This window comes from Nostoc sp., assembly GCF_036917535.1.
Classification (GTDB): domain Bacteria; phylum Cyanobacteriota; class Cyanobacteriia; order Cyanobacteriales; family Nostocaceae; genus Nostoc.
In genome coordinates, this window is record NZ_JBALDA010000023.1 from 34,354 (window position 1) to 48,608 (window position 14,255).

A 14,255-nucleotide genomic window follows, 5' to 3' on the forward strand; every position below is an offset into this window, starting at 1 on the left:
GTTTTTGAATTACTTAAAATCATGGCACTCCAGCAACAGGTTAAAAACATAAACGCATCAGGCTTGTTAAATATAGCTATTTTAGGCGTTTTGCTGCTGCTTTATGCTCCGATATTGCTACACTGGTTAGATGGTTGGCTACACAAAAATATCAGTACAGAACACGAATATTTCAGCCACGGGATTATTGGTCTACCATTTGCGGCTTATCTGGGCTGGATGAACCGGAAAAAGTGGAGACGTTTGCCAGATACCATCAATCCTTTAGGCGCTGTTTTATTGTTATTAGGGGCAGTTTTTTATCTTAGCGGTGTTACAGAGTGGGTTAACCTTTCCTTGCCCGTGATATTAGTCGGATTATGCTTGTGGTTTAAGGGAATAGCAGGTTTGCAATTACAAGGATTCCCCCTACTACTAGTATTTTTAGCCACCCCAACAGCATTACCCTATCTCATTGCTCCCTATACAATGCCTCTGCAAAGCTTCATCGCTGGCACAGCAGGCTTCATACTGAATCAATTTGGTATGGAAGTAACCGTAGATGAGATCAATCTTTACGTGGGAGGACGGATTGTAGAAGTTGCTCCCTATTGTGCAGGGCTGAAAATGTTATTTACGACTTTCTACGTTGGTTTGATGCTGCTTTATTGGACAGATGCTTTGTCTTCACGGCGGACAACTATATCGTTTTTATCTCTTGCTGCGATCGTTAGTATTAGTGCCAATATTATTCGTAATACTTTACTGACTTTCTTTCACGGCACGGGTCAAGAAGCGGCTTTTAAATGGCTGCATGAGGGTTGGGGTGGCGATCTCTACTCTGCTTGTATGCTGGTGTCACTAGTGCCCTTACTGAATTGGATTAATAGCTATTTTTCCGCATCTCTAGAAACTGAGCAAGAAGCAGAAAGTTAGAGGCATTGGGTATTGGGCATTGAGAAGAGACAAGGTAGACAAGGAAGAGGGGGGAGACAAGGAGAGAAGTCTGAGCGCCGGCTTCCGGCGCTCAGAACTTCGGGGAGAAACTTGTTCAATAATTTCCCCTTGTCCCCCTTGTCCTCTTGTCCCCTTGTCCTCTCTCCCTGTGCCCTCCTGCTCCCTCATCTCCTCTACTCCCCACTCTCAACTTCCTTAATCTTTCATCACTTATACGTAAGTCCTAAATATTACTGAACTCACAATGTGATTTTATAAAGTAAAATTTTGCCTAAGTATTGCAAATTTTACTGATGATTTCCTTCTCTAAATTTTTTAAGGAAAACCAATTGACTCAGGTAGCAGCACTTTTGTTATTGCTAGTGCTGCTAGCAATGGCAGGGGTTCCCGGATATCTGACAGGACACTGGCAATGGAAACAGCCGCCTGCTGTTCCTACCCTCCACGAATTAAAACAGATCCGCAAGACTGGGTTAACCCTTTCTGGTTGGCAAACCATTGAACAATCTGAACAGCAAATTGGTGAACATAATTGGTCTTTACAGGTAATTAAAAAAGAAAGTTCCGAATCCCAAGCAATCCTGCTTTTGTTGCCACAAAATGGGCCTATGGATCAACCAGAGGTAGAGTGGACAGACGTTAATGGTTGGGGAAGGTCACGTTGGGGAAAGTGGGATGTAGCTCAATCTCGTTCTGCGGAATTTACTGTCAAACCATCTGCAAAGTTGGCTTCTAATATCGAAACTAAAGTAGAAGCTAGGTTTTTTCGCGCCTCCACACCACAGCAAACCTTCGCTGTTTTGCAATGGTATGCTATGCCAGACGGCGGAAATCCATCACCTTTTCACTGGTTCTTGGCGGATCAACTGGCACAGTGGCGCAAGCAACGTATTCCTTGGGTTGGTGTGAGCATTCTGATTCCAATGGAACCTTTGGGGCAGGTAGAAACATCTTGGTCTTTAGCTCAGTCTATTGGAGAAACAGTGCAAGCTGCATTAATGGCAGGCCCTTTGTAGAGTCTGTTATAGATGTCTTTATGCAGAGATTCATCAAAAGTATCTCTATAAATTGTGTTCAGGCTGAAACTCACTTAAAAGATGTTGACAATATGAAGTTAGAAATTAAATTTAGCAAAGTTATTCTGTTTCTCTTGGTAAATACTTGTAGATAAGAGAGACATCTAAGACATGTTTAGAGTAAAATAACCACTCGGCGCTACTAATTTCTATATAAATATTTTCTGCACCGATGTTCATAGATCCCAGTTATTATATGCGTGGATTCAGCGCCTTATGTTTTGTCAGTCTTCAAGTAGGAGTTTTTTTAACAACACCTATCCAACTTGTTGTTGCCCAGCCTTTTCCATCTCAAGGACAATCACCAGGGTTATTTCCTTCGCCTTTGCCAGGTACTGAGGTTGTACCTCCAGGTACGAATGAAGAAATTTCTCCACAACTCAGTCGCTATCTCTTGGGACCAGGAGATGCAATTGGTGTTGTGCTTCAGCGTCCTCCAGGTCCATACCGCTTAGGTATAGGAGATGGAATTAGCGTTTCGGTTCAGCGCTTTCCAGATTTGAGCTTTCAAGCTTTAATCAACCCAGAAGGTAATATTGCGGTGCCGTTATTGGGAACAGTTTCTTTACAAGGTTTAACTTTGGAAGAAGCTCAAGAAAAAATTCGCTTGGGTTTAAATCGTTATGTAGTTGATCCAATAATAGTTTTAGCCTTAGCAACGCAGCGTCAAGACCTCAGTTTTCAAGCTGTAATTAGTCCAGAAGGCAACATCATCGTGCCGCAAGTGGGAACGGTGTCATTAAAAGGTTTAACCTTGGAAGAAGCTCAAGAAAAAATTCGCTTGGGCTTAAGTCGCTTTTTCCCAGATCCAATCGTGGTAGTATCCTTGGCAGGAACACGACCAGTTCAAATTACTATTAGCGGGGAAATATTTCGACCAGGAATTTATCCAATTAATTCACCAACACCCCGCGTTGCTGATGCTTTATTAATATCTGGTGGTTCAACGTTGAATGCAGACCTACGACAGGTGCAAGTACGCCGAAAGTTAATCGATGGTTCTGTGATTTCACAAACTATTGATTTATATGCAGCACTGCAAAATGGTGGTTCAATCCCGAATTTACGCTTACAAGACGGAGATGCGATACTTGTGCCCCGTCGCGAAGTCGGTAATGAGGACGGTTATGATCGCAATTTAGTAGCACGTTCATCCTTAGCCACACCACAAATTAGAGTCCGAGTTTTAAACTATGCTGCGGGTGGTCTTTCCATTCAAGCACTGCCTAATGGCAGTACATTTGTTGATGCTTTGGGAGGAGTAAATCTAGACACTGCTAATTTGAGAGATATCGCTCTGGTTCGTTTTGATTCGGAACGAGGCAGAGCTGTTACCCAAAAACTTGATGCTAAAAAAGCTCTAGGCGGTGATGCGTCTCAAAATGTGGCACTTCAAGATAATGATGTTATTGTTGTTGGTCGGAATCTCATTGGTAGAATTACTAATTTCCTGACCACTATTACCCAACCTTTTTTCAATGTTCAATCCTTTCTCCGGTTTTTTGACAACGTCGGTGGTAGACGAAATTATTAACATTAAAAGAAGGATGCAAGCTAAAAATAGTTTGGAGCGTAGGAAGCCACATTTTTAACCAATCTTTGAATTTATTAATGGAAAAATTTTAAAGATATCAACCGATATATACAGTAGGAAGTTGATAGCGTCCTTGTATCAAAGCCACTATCTTTGTTTGGTGCTTCCTAAATTTTGAATTTTGTATTTTAAATTTTGAATTGGAGCGAAGCGACCATGACCCCACCAATTGTTAAACGCTATCTTATTGCTTTTGATAAATATAAATGGATTGGACTAGCTAGTTTTGCTTTAGTTGTCGCCGGGTCAACTATAGTAGCTATGCAACCAGATCCACCTACTAGTTATATAGCATCTGGGGCACTTAGTTATAGTGGCCCGCCAGTTTCTTTCTCTGCCACTGGTAATGAAATCCAACAGCAAGGAAAGGAACTGAATGAAGATGTTTTACTATCAAACCAGATAATTGCAGGCGTGGCAGAGAAAGTCGGTGTCAAACCGAAACAACTCGGCGCAAGTCTTGCTCTTACTTTACCTAAAAAAAGTGCTAAAAGTGGAGAATTAGAATCTCCTTTCTTTGAACTGAAATATGTAGATACTGACGCCAGACGAGCTATCCAGGTCTTGACAGAATTGATGCAAGCAATGATCAAGGTGAGTAGTGACATCAATACTGGGCGATTACAAGCAATTATTCAAAAGATTAACGATCGCACCCCACAAGCTAAACGGGAATTGCAAATTGCTGAAAAGAAGCTGGAACAGTACGATCGCATAGAGCGAACCGCAATATTAGCAGCAGAGAATGGCAGCTTGTTAAGCGCCATTACTGCCAGTCAAAATCTACAACGGCAAATTCAATTAACTATTTCTGGAGTTGATGGTCAAGTTCGCAGTTTACAAAATAAGTTAGGCTTATCAGTCGGACAAGCTTATGTTTCTTCTGCTTTGAGTGCCGATCCAATTATTGGTAACTTACGATCGCAAATTTATCAAACTGAATCGCAAATCGCCGTACTCAGAAAAGATTTGCGGCCGGAACATCCAACGATGGTGCAGTTAATGCGTCAGAAACAAGCTACTGAGGAATTACTACAACAACGCGCTGCTGAAGTTTTAGGTGGTGGTGGGACGGCGGCTCCGCTTCAGGGTAGCGTTGCAGGTATTCGTACTCAAAGCAGCTTAGATCCAACACGCCAGCAATTGGCAAACCAAATGGTGGCTTTACAAACCCAACGGGAGACACTGCAACAACAACTAGCTCAAGAAATCCAACAAGAAGCACTGCTACGACGAGAGTATTCTTTGATACCAAATAAGCAATTAGAGCGATCGCGTTTAGAACAAGAGGTTGGACTCAAAAAAGGCATCTATGACCAAATGCAGGCGAAGCTAACCGATGCGAAAACTGCAGAGGCAGAAACTACTAGCAGCCTCAACATTGCCAGACGCCCCGCAGTCACTGTCGATCCCAAACCTCCGAAGAGTGTGCCTATTACCCTTGCTGTGGGTGGTTTCTTAGGTGTGTTGGTTGGTGGTGGGGTGATATTTTTGTTGGGAGCGCTGGAAGGGACTTTCAAAACCAAGGAGGATATCCGCGAGAGCCTCAAGCAACGAGAAGTGGCACTGTTGGGAGAATTGCCTTTAATGCCAGTTGATGATTTGGAGCCAGATGCTGTGCCGGTGGTATTTTCCCAAGATTCTCCTTATTTAGAATTTTATGAGAAATTCCGTAGTAATATGCGCCGGATTGGTGGTAAAAACTTAAAGGTAGTATTGGTTACTAGCACCGGTAGTCTAGAGGGTAAAACGGCAAGTGCTTATAATTTGGGTGTCGCTTCCGCCCGTGCTGGTAAAAGAACCTTGATTATCGAAACAGATTTGCGATCGCCTTCCCGTTGTACATCGTTAAAAGTAATTCCTGACTCTGAGGCCACTATTGAACCCCTGCGTTATTACGCTAATTTGAGTGAGTGTATTCGTTTAGTTCCTGATATTGCAAATTTATACATTCTTCCCAGTCCTGGCCCAGTACGGCAATCTGCTGCTATTCTTGAATCCAGCGAAATGCGGCGGCTCTTAGAAGATGTCCGTGAACGGTTTGATTTAGTTATCTTAGATACTAGTCCCCTCAGTACATCAAATGATCCTTTGTTAATTCAACCCTACAGTGATGGAATCGTACTAGTGGCGCGACCAAACTATACGCAAGAGAATATGCTAGCTGAAGCTATCGATCAATTGGTTGAATCTGAACTGGGGTTATTGGGAGCAATTATTAATGGTGCTGATATCATCGTTTCTGTACCTGAAGAAGTTGCAAGATCATCAACATTTTCATCTGAAGAAGTTTCAGCAAGTGCTAACAAAAACTAATAGTTTTCAAATGTGAAAATTCTAATCCAGAGGATACGCAGACAATTAAAAGGTAGCTATTTTTTTGCTACGAGCTTCAAGAAATACTGTATTTAGTCGCGCCGAAACAAGCCAAATAGGGGGGCGAGAATTACGCCAAAAACAAAACCACCGATATGTGCCCAGTAGGCGACTCCACCAGTTTCTACAGTCATGTTAGCGGCTGTTTGTAGGGTAGCAAGACCGGATATCACATTTTGCACAATGAAAAGTCCAATTATTATTAGTGCTGGAACTCTGATTGTAGTGATGAAAATCCCCAAAAATATTAAAGTCATGACTTGAGCGTGGGGAAAGCGGATAATGTACGCACCCAAAACCCCAGAAATTGCACCACTTGCTCCCAAGGAAGGAATCTCAGAATTCATCCCCAAAAACCATTGGCATAAGGCAGCTAAAGCACCACATACCAAATAAAAAATCAGATATTTGGCATGACCCAATCGATCTTCAATATTGTTGCCAAAAACCCAGAGAAATACCATATTCGAGATTAAGTGCCACCAACCGCCGTGTAAGAATTGTGACGTAAATAATGTTATCCACTCTCCACTTAAATTGGTGGTTAACTGTTGAGGCACTACCGCATACTCACCTAAAAACTGACTCAATTGTGCATGTGACAGACTCACCTCGTGAATAAAAACTAAAATATTCATGCCAATTAACCCGTAGGTGAAATACGGGGTGATTCGCGTTGGATTTTCATCGTAGAGGGGAAACACAGGTGTTTTTCCTAAATTATTGACTAACTGCAATATAGCTTGTAAGGTTAGCAGTTGCGAAGGTTAAACAATTTCACCTATGAAATTAATCAGCATAATTGAGGGTAACAACGATATTATGAAAAATTACTTGTACCAAAATTCTTCCTGGGATTTATCGCTAAATAAACCCAACAGTGGGCCAAGAATTGCCCCAAAGATAAACCCGCCGGCATGGGCCCAGTAGGCAATACCGCCGTTTTCCATACCGATGTTGGTAGGTGTTTCGAGGCTAGCAAGTCCGTAAAAGGCTTGTTCGAGAAACCAGAATCCTAAAAAGAAATATGCAGGGACACGGAAAGTTGGGAAGAAAAACCCTAAAGGTACAACGCCGAGAACTTCAGCATTGGGAAAGCGGAGAATATATGCACCCAGAATACCTGCGATCGCACCACTTGCACCCAAAGAAGGAATGCTAGAATCTTGAGCGAAGAACCACTGGGTCAAGGATGCCAAAACACCGCAAGATAAATAAAACAGTAAATATTTGGCATGACCTAACTTATCTTCAACGTTGTTACCAAAAATCCAGAGAAACAACATATTACCTGCTAAATGCAAGAAACCACCGTGCAAAAATTGAGAAGTAATCAAAGTTGCCCACTCTGGTACTGGTTGATGTACAGAGATACCCGCAAAACTTAAGGTGAGTTCTCGTGGAACTACAGCTGCAAGGTGTAAAAACCCATTTAATGCTTGTGGAGGAAGATTTGCTTCATAAAGAAAAGCGAGGACATTGACAGCAATCAGTCCATAAGTTACATAAGGCGTGATTTTTGTCGGATTATTATCTCTAATGGGAACCACAAGCGTTTTTTCCTGATTTTAAGACAGCAGTTCTACAATACGGAATTTTATAAGTAGTTTCTTCTACCTCGTGGATGGATTTCAATTTGATATTTGAGATTTATTGTAGGATTTACCCGAAAGCAATAATTGTCATGCCATAATTTTCCAGTTAGAGAAGAAAACAGCTTGACTACAGTGCTGATTTTGTTCATCTAAGATGTTCCATAGGATAGTATATTCTAGGCTTGGCTACTCATGTTTTTTTCAAATTCTCTGGAAAATCAACTCCAACAGTGGAACGAAACCATTCACAATCAGCCGAAAAATCCTAATGCTTACATTCGCCGAGGCATGGTTAACTTTCAACTAGCCAAGATTGATGAATCTATTCAAGATTTTGACATAGCAGAGCAGTTGGATGCCCGTATCAAACCCTACCTCTGGCAACGGGGATTATCGTACTATTATGCACAAAGATTTACTGAGGGTGCCGAACAATTTGAAATAGATTTGACAGTAAATGCTCAAGATGTAGAAGAAACAGTATGGCGATATCTCTGCATAGCTCGCTCATTAGGTGTTGAAGAGGCGCGTAATTCTTTATTAACTGTAAAAAATGACCCTCGACGTGTTATGCAGCGCGTATATGATTTCTATGCTGGAGATTGTACACAAGATGATGTTTTAACTGTTGGTCAGTCAGAAGGGATAAAGGGAAATTTTTACAGTCATCTTTACTTGGGATTATATTACGAAGTTGAGAATAATGTTGATTTGGCTCAGGATTATATAGTTAAAGCTGCTGAACAATACAAAATTGATGATTATATGTGGTATTTAGCGCAGGTACATAAAAAATTACGAGACTGGATAAGTCAACTATTAATGTCCAAGAGAATGCCTTCTTGAGCTTGGAGTATTATGGAAACTTGATGATTTTTAGTAATGATGGGTATGTCACTATAAGGGATAATGGAATCATATATAAAAACAAATGTACTAGTCTTTCAGGGACGCTAGTTAATATTGCCCTTCGATGTGATGAGTCCTACTACTGTCTAGCTTCTGAAGTTCCTCAACTCAGGAAGCAAATATTCTAGAGAGCGGGAGATGGAGAAATGGTATACAAAATTTACGATATTGTTGGAGAATACGCCATTACTGCTGATGGTGGACAGAAACTATATGACCAGATTCATCCACTTTTGCTAGCTGGCGAACCTGTAGAATTGGATTTTACAGGCGTGAAAGTTTTTACGTCTCCATTCGTGAACTTCGGCTTTGGTCAATTGTTGAAGGACATTTCAGCAGAGAAACTCAACCAGTTAGTTGAATTCACTTCTCTCAACGCTGATGGGTATGATGTTCTGGAACATGTAATGGCTAATGCCAAACGATATTACTCTGATGAAAAATATCGTACTGCTGTGGATATAGCGATCGCAAATATAGCTGTAACTCCTTGAGGTATGGCGATTAACCTCAACATCCAAGCTGATGTCATCAACATCAAAACTGATACTTCACAGCAAGGTGATATTTTCTTCGTAGATACAAACGTCTGGTTTTGGTACGCTTATGCAAATGCTGCGTTTAGCGCTAAATTTTACCAACTCAACAATTATCCCTACTATCTCAACCAAGCACTTTCAAACGGAGCTACTCTAACCTACTCTGGGCTTACTTTAGCAGAGCTTGCTCATATCATTGAAAAAACTGAATATGAGATTTATATCCAATCTCATGGGTGGCTACCAATCAAAGAATATCGGCATAATGACCCAATAGAACGGGCAAAAATTGTTGCTGAAGTTCAGTTTACTTGGCGTCGGGTTAAAGCGATCACTGTTCCTATTGATCTTACAGTAGATGATGCAACTACTGATGCGGCCATCAACCGATTCAAAACTCAAGCTGTTGACGGCTATGATCTACTGCTCCTAGAAGCGATTAGTAGAGCAGGAGCAGGATAAATTCAAATCATTACAGATGACATTGATTATAGTGTTGTTCCGGGTATTCAGGTTTTTATAAGCAACAACTATGTCATTCAGAAAGCTGCTTTACAAAATAAGTTAGTGGTGCGCTAATTAGGTTTAGCGTCCTAGCATTTTATTTCGCAAGTGTTTAATGCGATCGCAATGAACGAATAGTTAACCACATTACGGGATGAAGATTCGCCTTGCATCTCTATAACTATCAATATCAAGCACAATTTCAATCAGACTTTCAACACACTGACCTCGATATTCAGAGTCGTTTAGCAGTTGATCGGCATTGCCAATCGTAATTACGGGTAACGATGCTAAGGTATTTTCTTCACGTATGACTTGTTCGAGCGAATCTTTCCCTTTCATGCTGCGATTAGCTGTAAGCAAAATTATCTGATTTTCCTGAGCTAATCGCCAAACAACCCTGTCATCACTGTTGATCGATAAATCCATTTCTGCAATTGTGATAAGCTGACTTTTACCCTGAACATCAATTAGGAAAGTTAGGAAAAAACAAAAATGGCAACTATCTACGGCACCACAGGTTCTGACACAAGAAATGGAACTTCGGGAAATGACACATTATATGGATGGGCTAGGGGTGGCAATGCTAATAGCCCGTCTGGTAATGACACCCTGAATGGCAGCTTTGGTGACGATATCTTAAATGGTGCTACTGGTAATGACAGCCTTTTGGGTGGCGCTGGCAATGATAGCCTGATTGGCAATAATGGCAACGACGTGCTGACTGGCGGCACCCGTAATGACACCTTAGAAGGTGGGGCAGGTGCTGACAACCTTTTCGGTGGCGCTGGCAATGATAGCCTGATTGGCAATGATGGCAATGACGTGTTACAAGGTAATGTCAGTGATGACGCCCTAGTTGGAGGCTTGGGCAGGGACATACTTACAGGCGGAGACGGTGCCGATAGATTTTACTTTAATTCCCCAGATGAAGGAATTGATACCATCACTGACTTCGATTTCTTCACTGATGATCAGATTTGGATTTCCGCCGAAGGTTTCGGAATAGATATAGACTCTCTCGATGCGGTTACGTTCAACAGCAGTACAGGCGCACTGTTCGTTGAAGACACTCAGATTGCGACAGTTTCCGGTCTTTTCGTCGTTGCCAGTAATACTATCACCATTTTCTAGAAACCGTGTGTTAAGTCAACCACAACCGAGAGATTGAACATGTTGAGGCAAACTTCGTCGGATTGCCCCAAAATACTGTGATGTACGCCTTCTATGAGCATAAGATTCACGTTAACGTCTCAGCATTTTATCCCGCAGATGTTTAATGCGATCACCGTAATCGACTAACTAGAAACGAATATGGCGTACCTGTACAATCATCCGTTTCAGAGGACGTAAGATGGAATGCAAAGTTAAAGGTTTGAGATCAAGACCTGCATAATTAGCAATTTCCTCTGCAACAGCCTCTATTGATTTACCCTCCGTGTTGAGATGAACCGAAAACCTCTCATCAGATAAGGACTTTATGCAACGATCGAGTTGAGCCGCGCCCCAAGAGCTACTTCCATCACCACGCCGACGCAACCGACGCAAAACCGTGTTGCGAGAAGCAAGTAAGGTAAAATGATGCACCTGAAATCCCTCTTTACGTAACATTCCTACGGTTTGCTCGTAGTAGAGCGGATTAACTACGGTCATTGGAACAATAATTTTTCCTGCAAAGGTTTCAGCAACATACCGTAAACTTTGGTAAGTAAACTCACGCCACATTGGATAATCCTGGAAGTCTCTATGCATTGATGGTGGTACAACTTTACGAAGCGCAAAACCAATTTGTTCAGGATCGAACACAAAACTACCAGGGACTCGACTGTATAGCTCGAAGGCAGTTTGGGTTTTGCCAACCCCAAAGGCTCCATTCAACCAAATGATCATGTGTGACAGTGGCTCTCACATCGACTACAACTTAGCATTGATTTGATATTGCTGATCGCCTCCTAGACTTTTCGCAATAATTCCCGAATTGCGATCGCACATTCAGGGAAGGCTAAAGGTGAAATTGTCACATCCTCTGCAAGTATGCTCTCGCTGTGATAGCCGTCTGGACTGGGAAGACGATACATATACAACTTACGTCCATTGACATCTAAAATCCAGTACTCAATAATGCCTAACTTAGCATAAGCGATCGCTTTTACTTCTCGATCGTATTTGAGACTGGAATCAGCTATTTCAATCAGTAAAAACACTTCTGAAGCATTGGGATGGTGATCCTCATAATCTAATGGATTCAGCTTCACCAATGAAATATCTGGCTCTGGTTCTGAATAATCATCAAGTTGCACTGGTGACTGGATTCTTAATAAAACTTTGTCACCTAAACGTTGACGTAATAATCTTTCTGTGCGGGTAATTGCTGATTCGTGAGCAGTTCCTTTTGCTGACATTCTGATGATTTGTCCCGCAATTAATTCTAAGCGTTCTTCAGGATGAAAAATCCCCATTTCCGCCATTTGGTGATATTCTTGAACACTAATTAGGCGAATATTGGTCAGCATAAGATTCACGTTAACGTCCTAGCATTTTATCCCGCAGATGCTTAATGCGATCGCGCAATTTTGCCGCTTCTTCAAATTCCAGTTTCTTCGCCGCTTCTTTCATCTGCGTTTCTAACAGAGTAATCAATTGGGGAATCTGTTCTAATGGCAGTTCATCTAGATGTTCATCTACTACTTTCAAATCAGTTGCATTCAACCGCCGAGATACATCTAAAAAAGACAAAATCGCGTTACTCGATTTTTTCACAATCGGTTGCGGTGTAATCCCATGCAGTCGATTATATGCCGTTTGAATCCCACGCCGCCTGTCTGTCTCATCAATGGCTTTAATCATGCTGTCTGTTAAATTATCAGCATACATAATCGCTTGTCCCTGGATGTGACGCGCCGCTCTACCAATAGTTTGAATTAAGGAACGTTCGGCTCGTAAGAACCCTTCTTTATCAGCATCCATGATTGCTACTAAGGAAACTTCGGGTAAATCTAAACCTTCCCGCAGCAAGTTCACTCCAACCAATACATCAAATGTACCTTCACGCAAGTTCTGCAAAATCTCAATGCGCTCAATTGAATTAATCTCCGAATGTAAATATCGCACCCGAATACTGTGGTCTTGCAGATACTCGGTTAAATCTTCCGCCATCCGCTTGGTTAATGTAGTAATTAACACTCGCTCATGGAGGTCAACTCTATCTTTAATTTCTCCTAACAAATCATCAATTTGTCCTTCTGTGGGACGTACAGAAATTTCTGGATCGATCACCCCAGTTGGACGAATTACTTGTTCAACTACATGGTCTTCAGAAACTTCTAATTCCCAATTTCCCGGAGTTGCTGAAACAAAAATACACTGATTTACTTTTTGCCAAAATTCCTCAGCTTTCAAAGGACGGTTATCAGCAGCGCTAGGAAGCCGAAATCCATGTTCAATTAAAACTTTTTTTCTCGCTTGATCGCCGTTATACATGCCGCGAATTTGGGGGACGGTAACGTGAGATTCATCGATAATTAATAGCCAATCTTTAGGAAAATAATCAATTAAACATTCTGGTGGTTCTCCAGCTTGTCTTCCTGCTAAGTGACGCGAATAGTTCTCGACGCCATTACAGTAACCTACTTCGCGGAGCATTTCCAAGTCATAGCGTGTACGTTGATCTATGCGTTGCGCTTCTAATAGTTTGCCAGCTTGTTCTAAGTCTAGTTTTTGCTGTTTTAATTCTGCGGTGATGTCATCACAAGCTATTTCTAATCGTTCTTCTGGGGTGACAAAGTGACGCGCAGGGTAGACATTCACCGCTTCTAAACTTTTGAGAATTTCACCTGTTACTGGATCGATGTAGCGAATTGCGTCAATTTCATCACCAAAGAATTCGACACGGATAATCCGGTCTTCATAAGCTGGACCAATTTCTAAGACATCACCACGGACACGAAATTTTCCTCGGCCCATTTCTATGTCGTTGCGGCTATATTGAACATTTGCCAAATCCCGTAAAATTTGGCGTTGATTTACTTCCATACCTATCTGAAGAGGGATGGCAGCTTTCAGATATTCTGATGGCATTCCTAAACCGTAGATGCAACTGATGGAAGCAACGACAATGACATCACGACGTTCAAAAAGCGATCGCGTTGCTGAATGCCGCAACATATCTATTTCATCATTAATTGCCGCTGTTTTTTCAATATAAGTATCGGTAACGGGAATATACGCTTCTGGCTGATAATAATCGTAGTAGCTGACAAAATACTCGACAGCGTTGTTAGGAAAGAAATCCCGCAACTCGTTACAAAGCTGTGCAGCCAGGGTTTTGTTATGCGCCAATACTAAAGTAGGCTTGCCAATTTTTTCAATAACTGCTGCTACCGAAAATGTCTTACCAGTTCCAGTGGCTCCTAGTAAAGTTTGGTAACGATTTCCTGATTGGATGCTAGCAGTCAGTTGGGCGATCGCTTGTGGTTGATCGCCTGTAGGACTAAAGGGAGCTTGAAGACAAAATTCTGTCATACAGTTTTACTGTAAATACCCTATCTCATAGTGACGATTCCGCCCTGTATCCATTGTAGCTGGCTTCTTATACCAAATAAATAGTAATAATTATTTACAAAAATTATTACTTTAAATTTACTTATGTATTAGTTTTAAAGATTCTTATATCTATATGAGGTTTTTTAAGGTTAAACTCTAAGGTATATGGGAAAAAATTTCATCT

Annotated in this window: 15 protein-coding genes; 8 read left to right on the forward strand and 7 right to left on the reverse strand. The window is 41.5% G+C overall.

Annotated features, from left to right (window positions below):
- Nucleotides 1-21 precede the first annotated feature (21 nt).
- The 4 genes from crtB (at nt 22) to V7K56_RS08110 (ending at nt 5,922) form a co-directional block, all read left to right on the forward strand.
- The gene (gene crtB / locus V7K56_RS08095) at nt 22-915 is read left to right on the forward strand and encodes a cyanoexosortase B (RefSeq protein WP_334909291.1); all 894 of its coding nucleotides are present in this window, start codon (nt 22-24) and stop codon (nt 913-915) included.
- Nucleotides 916-1,229: 314 nt separating this feature from the next.
- Nucleotides 1,230-1,952: a cyanoexosortase B system-associated protein gene (locus V7K56_RS08100; protein ID WP_334909293.1), complete on the forward strand. Its 723-nt coding sequence runs from the start codon at nt 1,230-1,232 to the stop codon at nt 1,950-1,952.
- A 232-nt stretch (nt 1,953-2,184) separates the two neighbouring features.
- Nucleotides 2,185-3,546, forward strand: a complete 1,362-nt coding sequence (locus tag V7K56_RS08105; protein WP_334909295.1) for a polysaccharide biosynthesis/export family protein — start codon at nt 2,185-2,187, stop codon at nt 3,544-3,546.
- 216 nt (nt 3,547-3,762) lie between these two features.
- Nucleotides 3,763-5,922 carry a GumC family protein gene (locus V7K56_RS08110; RefSeq protein WP_334909297.1) on the forward strand — a complete coding sequence of 720 codons (2,160 nt, stop codon included), beginning with the start codon at nt 3,763-3,765 and terminating at the stop codon, nt 5,920-5,922.
- A 92-nt stretch (nt 5,923-6,014) separates the two neighbouring features.
- On the opposite strand, the gene V7K56_RS08115 is transcribed toward V7K56_RS08110, so the two are convergent.
- From V7K56_RS08115 to V7K56_RS37005, 3 genes are all read right to left on the reverse strand, one after another.
- Complete coding sequence (locus V7K56_RS08115) at nt 6,015-6,686, reverse strand: rhomboid family intramembrane serine protease (RefSeq protein ID WP_334909299.1); 672 nt, start codon at nt 6,684-6,686, stop codon at nt 6,015-6,017.
- Between the two features lie 126 nt (nt 6,687-6,812).
- Nucleotides 6,813-7,532 carry a rhomboid family intramembrane serine protease gene (locus V7K56_RS08120; RefSeq protein WP_334909301.1) on the reverse strand — a complete coding sequence of 240 codons (720 nt, stop codon included), beginning with the start codon at nt 7,530-7,532 and terminating at the stop codon, nt 6,813-6,815.
- Between the two features lie 132 nt (nt 7,533-7,664).
- A complete protein-coding gene (locus tag V7K56_RS37005) occupies nt 7,665-7,745 on the reverse strand; it encodes an MEKHLA domain-containing protein (protein ID WP_442939952.1) in 81 nt (26 codons plus the stop codon).
- A 24-nt stretch (nt 7,746-7,769) separates the two neighbouring features.
- On the opposite strand from V7K56_RS37005, the gene V7K56_RS08125 reads away from it, so the two are divergent.
- From V7K56_RS08125 to V7K56_RS08135, 3 genes are all read left to right on the forward strand, one after another.
- Nucleotides 7,770-8,423, forward strand: a complete 654-nt coding sequence (locus V7K56_RS08125; RefSeq protein WP_334909303.1) for a tetratricopeptide repeat protein — start codon at nt 7,770-7,772, stop codon at nt 8,421-8,423.
- A gap of 209 nt (nt 8,424-8,632) precedes the next feature.
- A complete protein-coding gene (locus tag V7K56_RS08130) occupies nt 8,633-8,980 on the forward strand; it encodes an STAS-like domain-containing protein (RefSeq protein ID WP_334909305.1) in 348 nt (115 codons plus the stop codon).
- A gap of 3 nt (nt 8,981-8,983) precedes the next feature.
- Nucleotides 8,984-9,487: a hypothetical protein gene (locus V7K56_RS08135; protein ID WP_334909307.1), complete on the forward strand. Its 504-nt coding sequence runs from the start codon at nt 8,984-8,986 to the stop codon at nt 9,485-9,487.
- A gap of 189 nt (nt 9,488-9,676) precedes the next feature.
- Here V7K56_RS08135 and V7K56_RS08140 read toward each other — a convergent pair whose 3' ends face one another.
- Entirely contained in the window at nt 9,677-9,958 is a 282-nt protein-coding gene (locus V7K56_RS08140) for an ACP S-malonyltransferase (RefSeq protein WP_334909309.1), read from the reverse strand.
- A gap of 66 nt (nt 9,959-10,024) precedes the next feature.
- On the opposite strand from V7K56_RS08140, the gene V7K56_RS08145 reads away from it, so the two are divergent.
- Complete coding sequence (locus tag V7K56_RS08145) at nt 10,025-10,663, forward strand: calcium-binding protein (protein ID WP_334909311.1); 639 nt, start codon at nt 10,025-10,027, stop codon at nt 10,661-10,663.
- 168 nt (nt 10,664-10,831) lie between these two features.
- On the opposite strand, the gene V7K56_RS08150 is transcribed toward V7K56_RS08145, so the two are convergent.
- The 3 genes from V7K56_RS08150 to uvrB all read right to left on the reverse strand — a co-directional run bounded on the left by V7K56_RS08150 (nt 10,832) and on the right by uvrB (nt 14,050).
- Entirely contained in the window at nt 10,832-11,419 is a 588-nt protein-coding gene (locus V7K56_RS08150; protein ID WP_334909313.1) for an AAA family ATPase, read from the reverse strand.
- A gap of 62 nt (nt 11,420-11,481) precedes the next feature.
- Nucleotides 11,482-12,042: a Uma2 family endonuclease gene (locus V7K56_RS08155; RefSeq protein WP_334909315.1), complete on the reverse strand. Its 561-nt coding sequence runs from the start codon at nt 12,040-12,042 to the stop codon at nt 11,482-11,484.
- Nucleotides 12,043-12,052: 10 nt separating this feature from the next.
- Nucleotides 12,053-14,050: an excinuclease ABC subunit UvrB gene (uvrB, locus tag V7K56_RS08160; protein ID WP_334909317.1), complete on the reverse strand. Its 1,998-nt coding sequence runs from the start codon at nt 14,048-14,050 to the stop codon at nt 12,053-12,055.
- Nucleotides 14,051-14,255: the final 205 nt, after the last annotated feature.

Coding starts and splice junctions, on each gene's coding strand:
- V7K56_RS08145 (WP_334909311.1), top strand. CDS start 10,025: ATGGCAACTATCTACGGCACCACAGGTTCTGACACAAGAAATGGAACT.
- V7K56_RS08130 (WP_334909305.1), top strand. CDS start 8,633: ATGGTATACAAAATTTACGATATTGTTGGAGAATACGCCATTACTGCT.
- uvrB (WP_334909317.1), bottom strand. CDS start 14,050: ATGACAGAATTTTGTCTTCAAGCTCCCTTTAGTCCTACAGGCGATCAA.
- V7K56_RS08155 (WP_334909315.1), bottom strand. CDS start 12,042: ATGCTGACCAATATTCGCCTAATTAGTGTTCAAGAATATCACCAAATG.
- V7K56_RS08110 (WP_334909297.1), top strand. CDS start 3,763: ATGACCCCACCAATTGTTAAACGCTATCTTATTGCTTTTGATAAATAT.
- V7K56_RS08135 (WP_334909307.1), top strand. CDS start 8,984: ATGGCGATTAACCTCAACATCCAAGCTGATGTCATCAACATCAAAACT.
- V7K56_RS08100 (WP_334909293.1), top strand. CDS start 1,230: ATGATTTCCTTCTCTAAATTTTTTAAGGAAAACCAATTGACTCAGGTA.
- V7K56_RS08125 (WP_334909303.1), top strand. CDS start 7,770: ATGTTTTTTTCAAATTCTCTGGAAAATCAACTCCAACAGTGGAACGAA.
- V7K56_RS08140 (WP_334909309.1), bottom strand. CDS start 9,958: ATGGATTTATCGATCAACAGTGATGACAGGGTTGTTTGGCGATTAGCT.
- V7K56_RS08105 (WP_334909295.1), top strand. CDS start 2,185: ATGTTCATAGATCCCAGTTATTATATGCGTGGATTCAGCGCCTTATGT.
- crtB (WP_334909291.1), top strand. CDS start 22: ATGGCACTCCAGCAACAGGTTAAAAACATAAACGCATCAGGCTTGTTA.
- V7K56_RS08150 (WP_334909313.1), bottom strand. CDS start 11,419: ATGATCATTTGGTTGAATGGAGCCTTTGGGGTTGGCAAAACCCAAACT.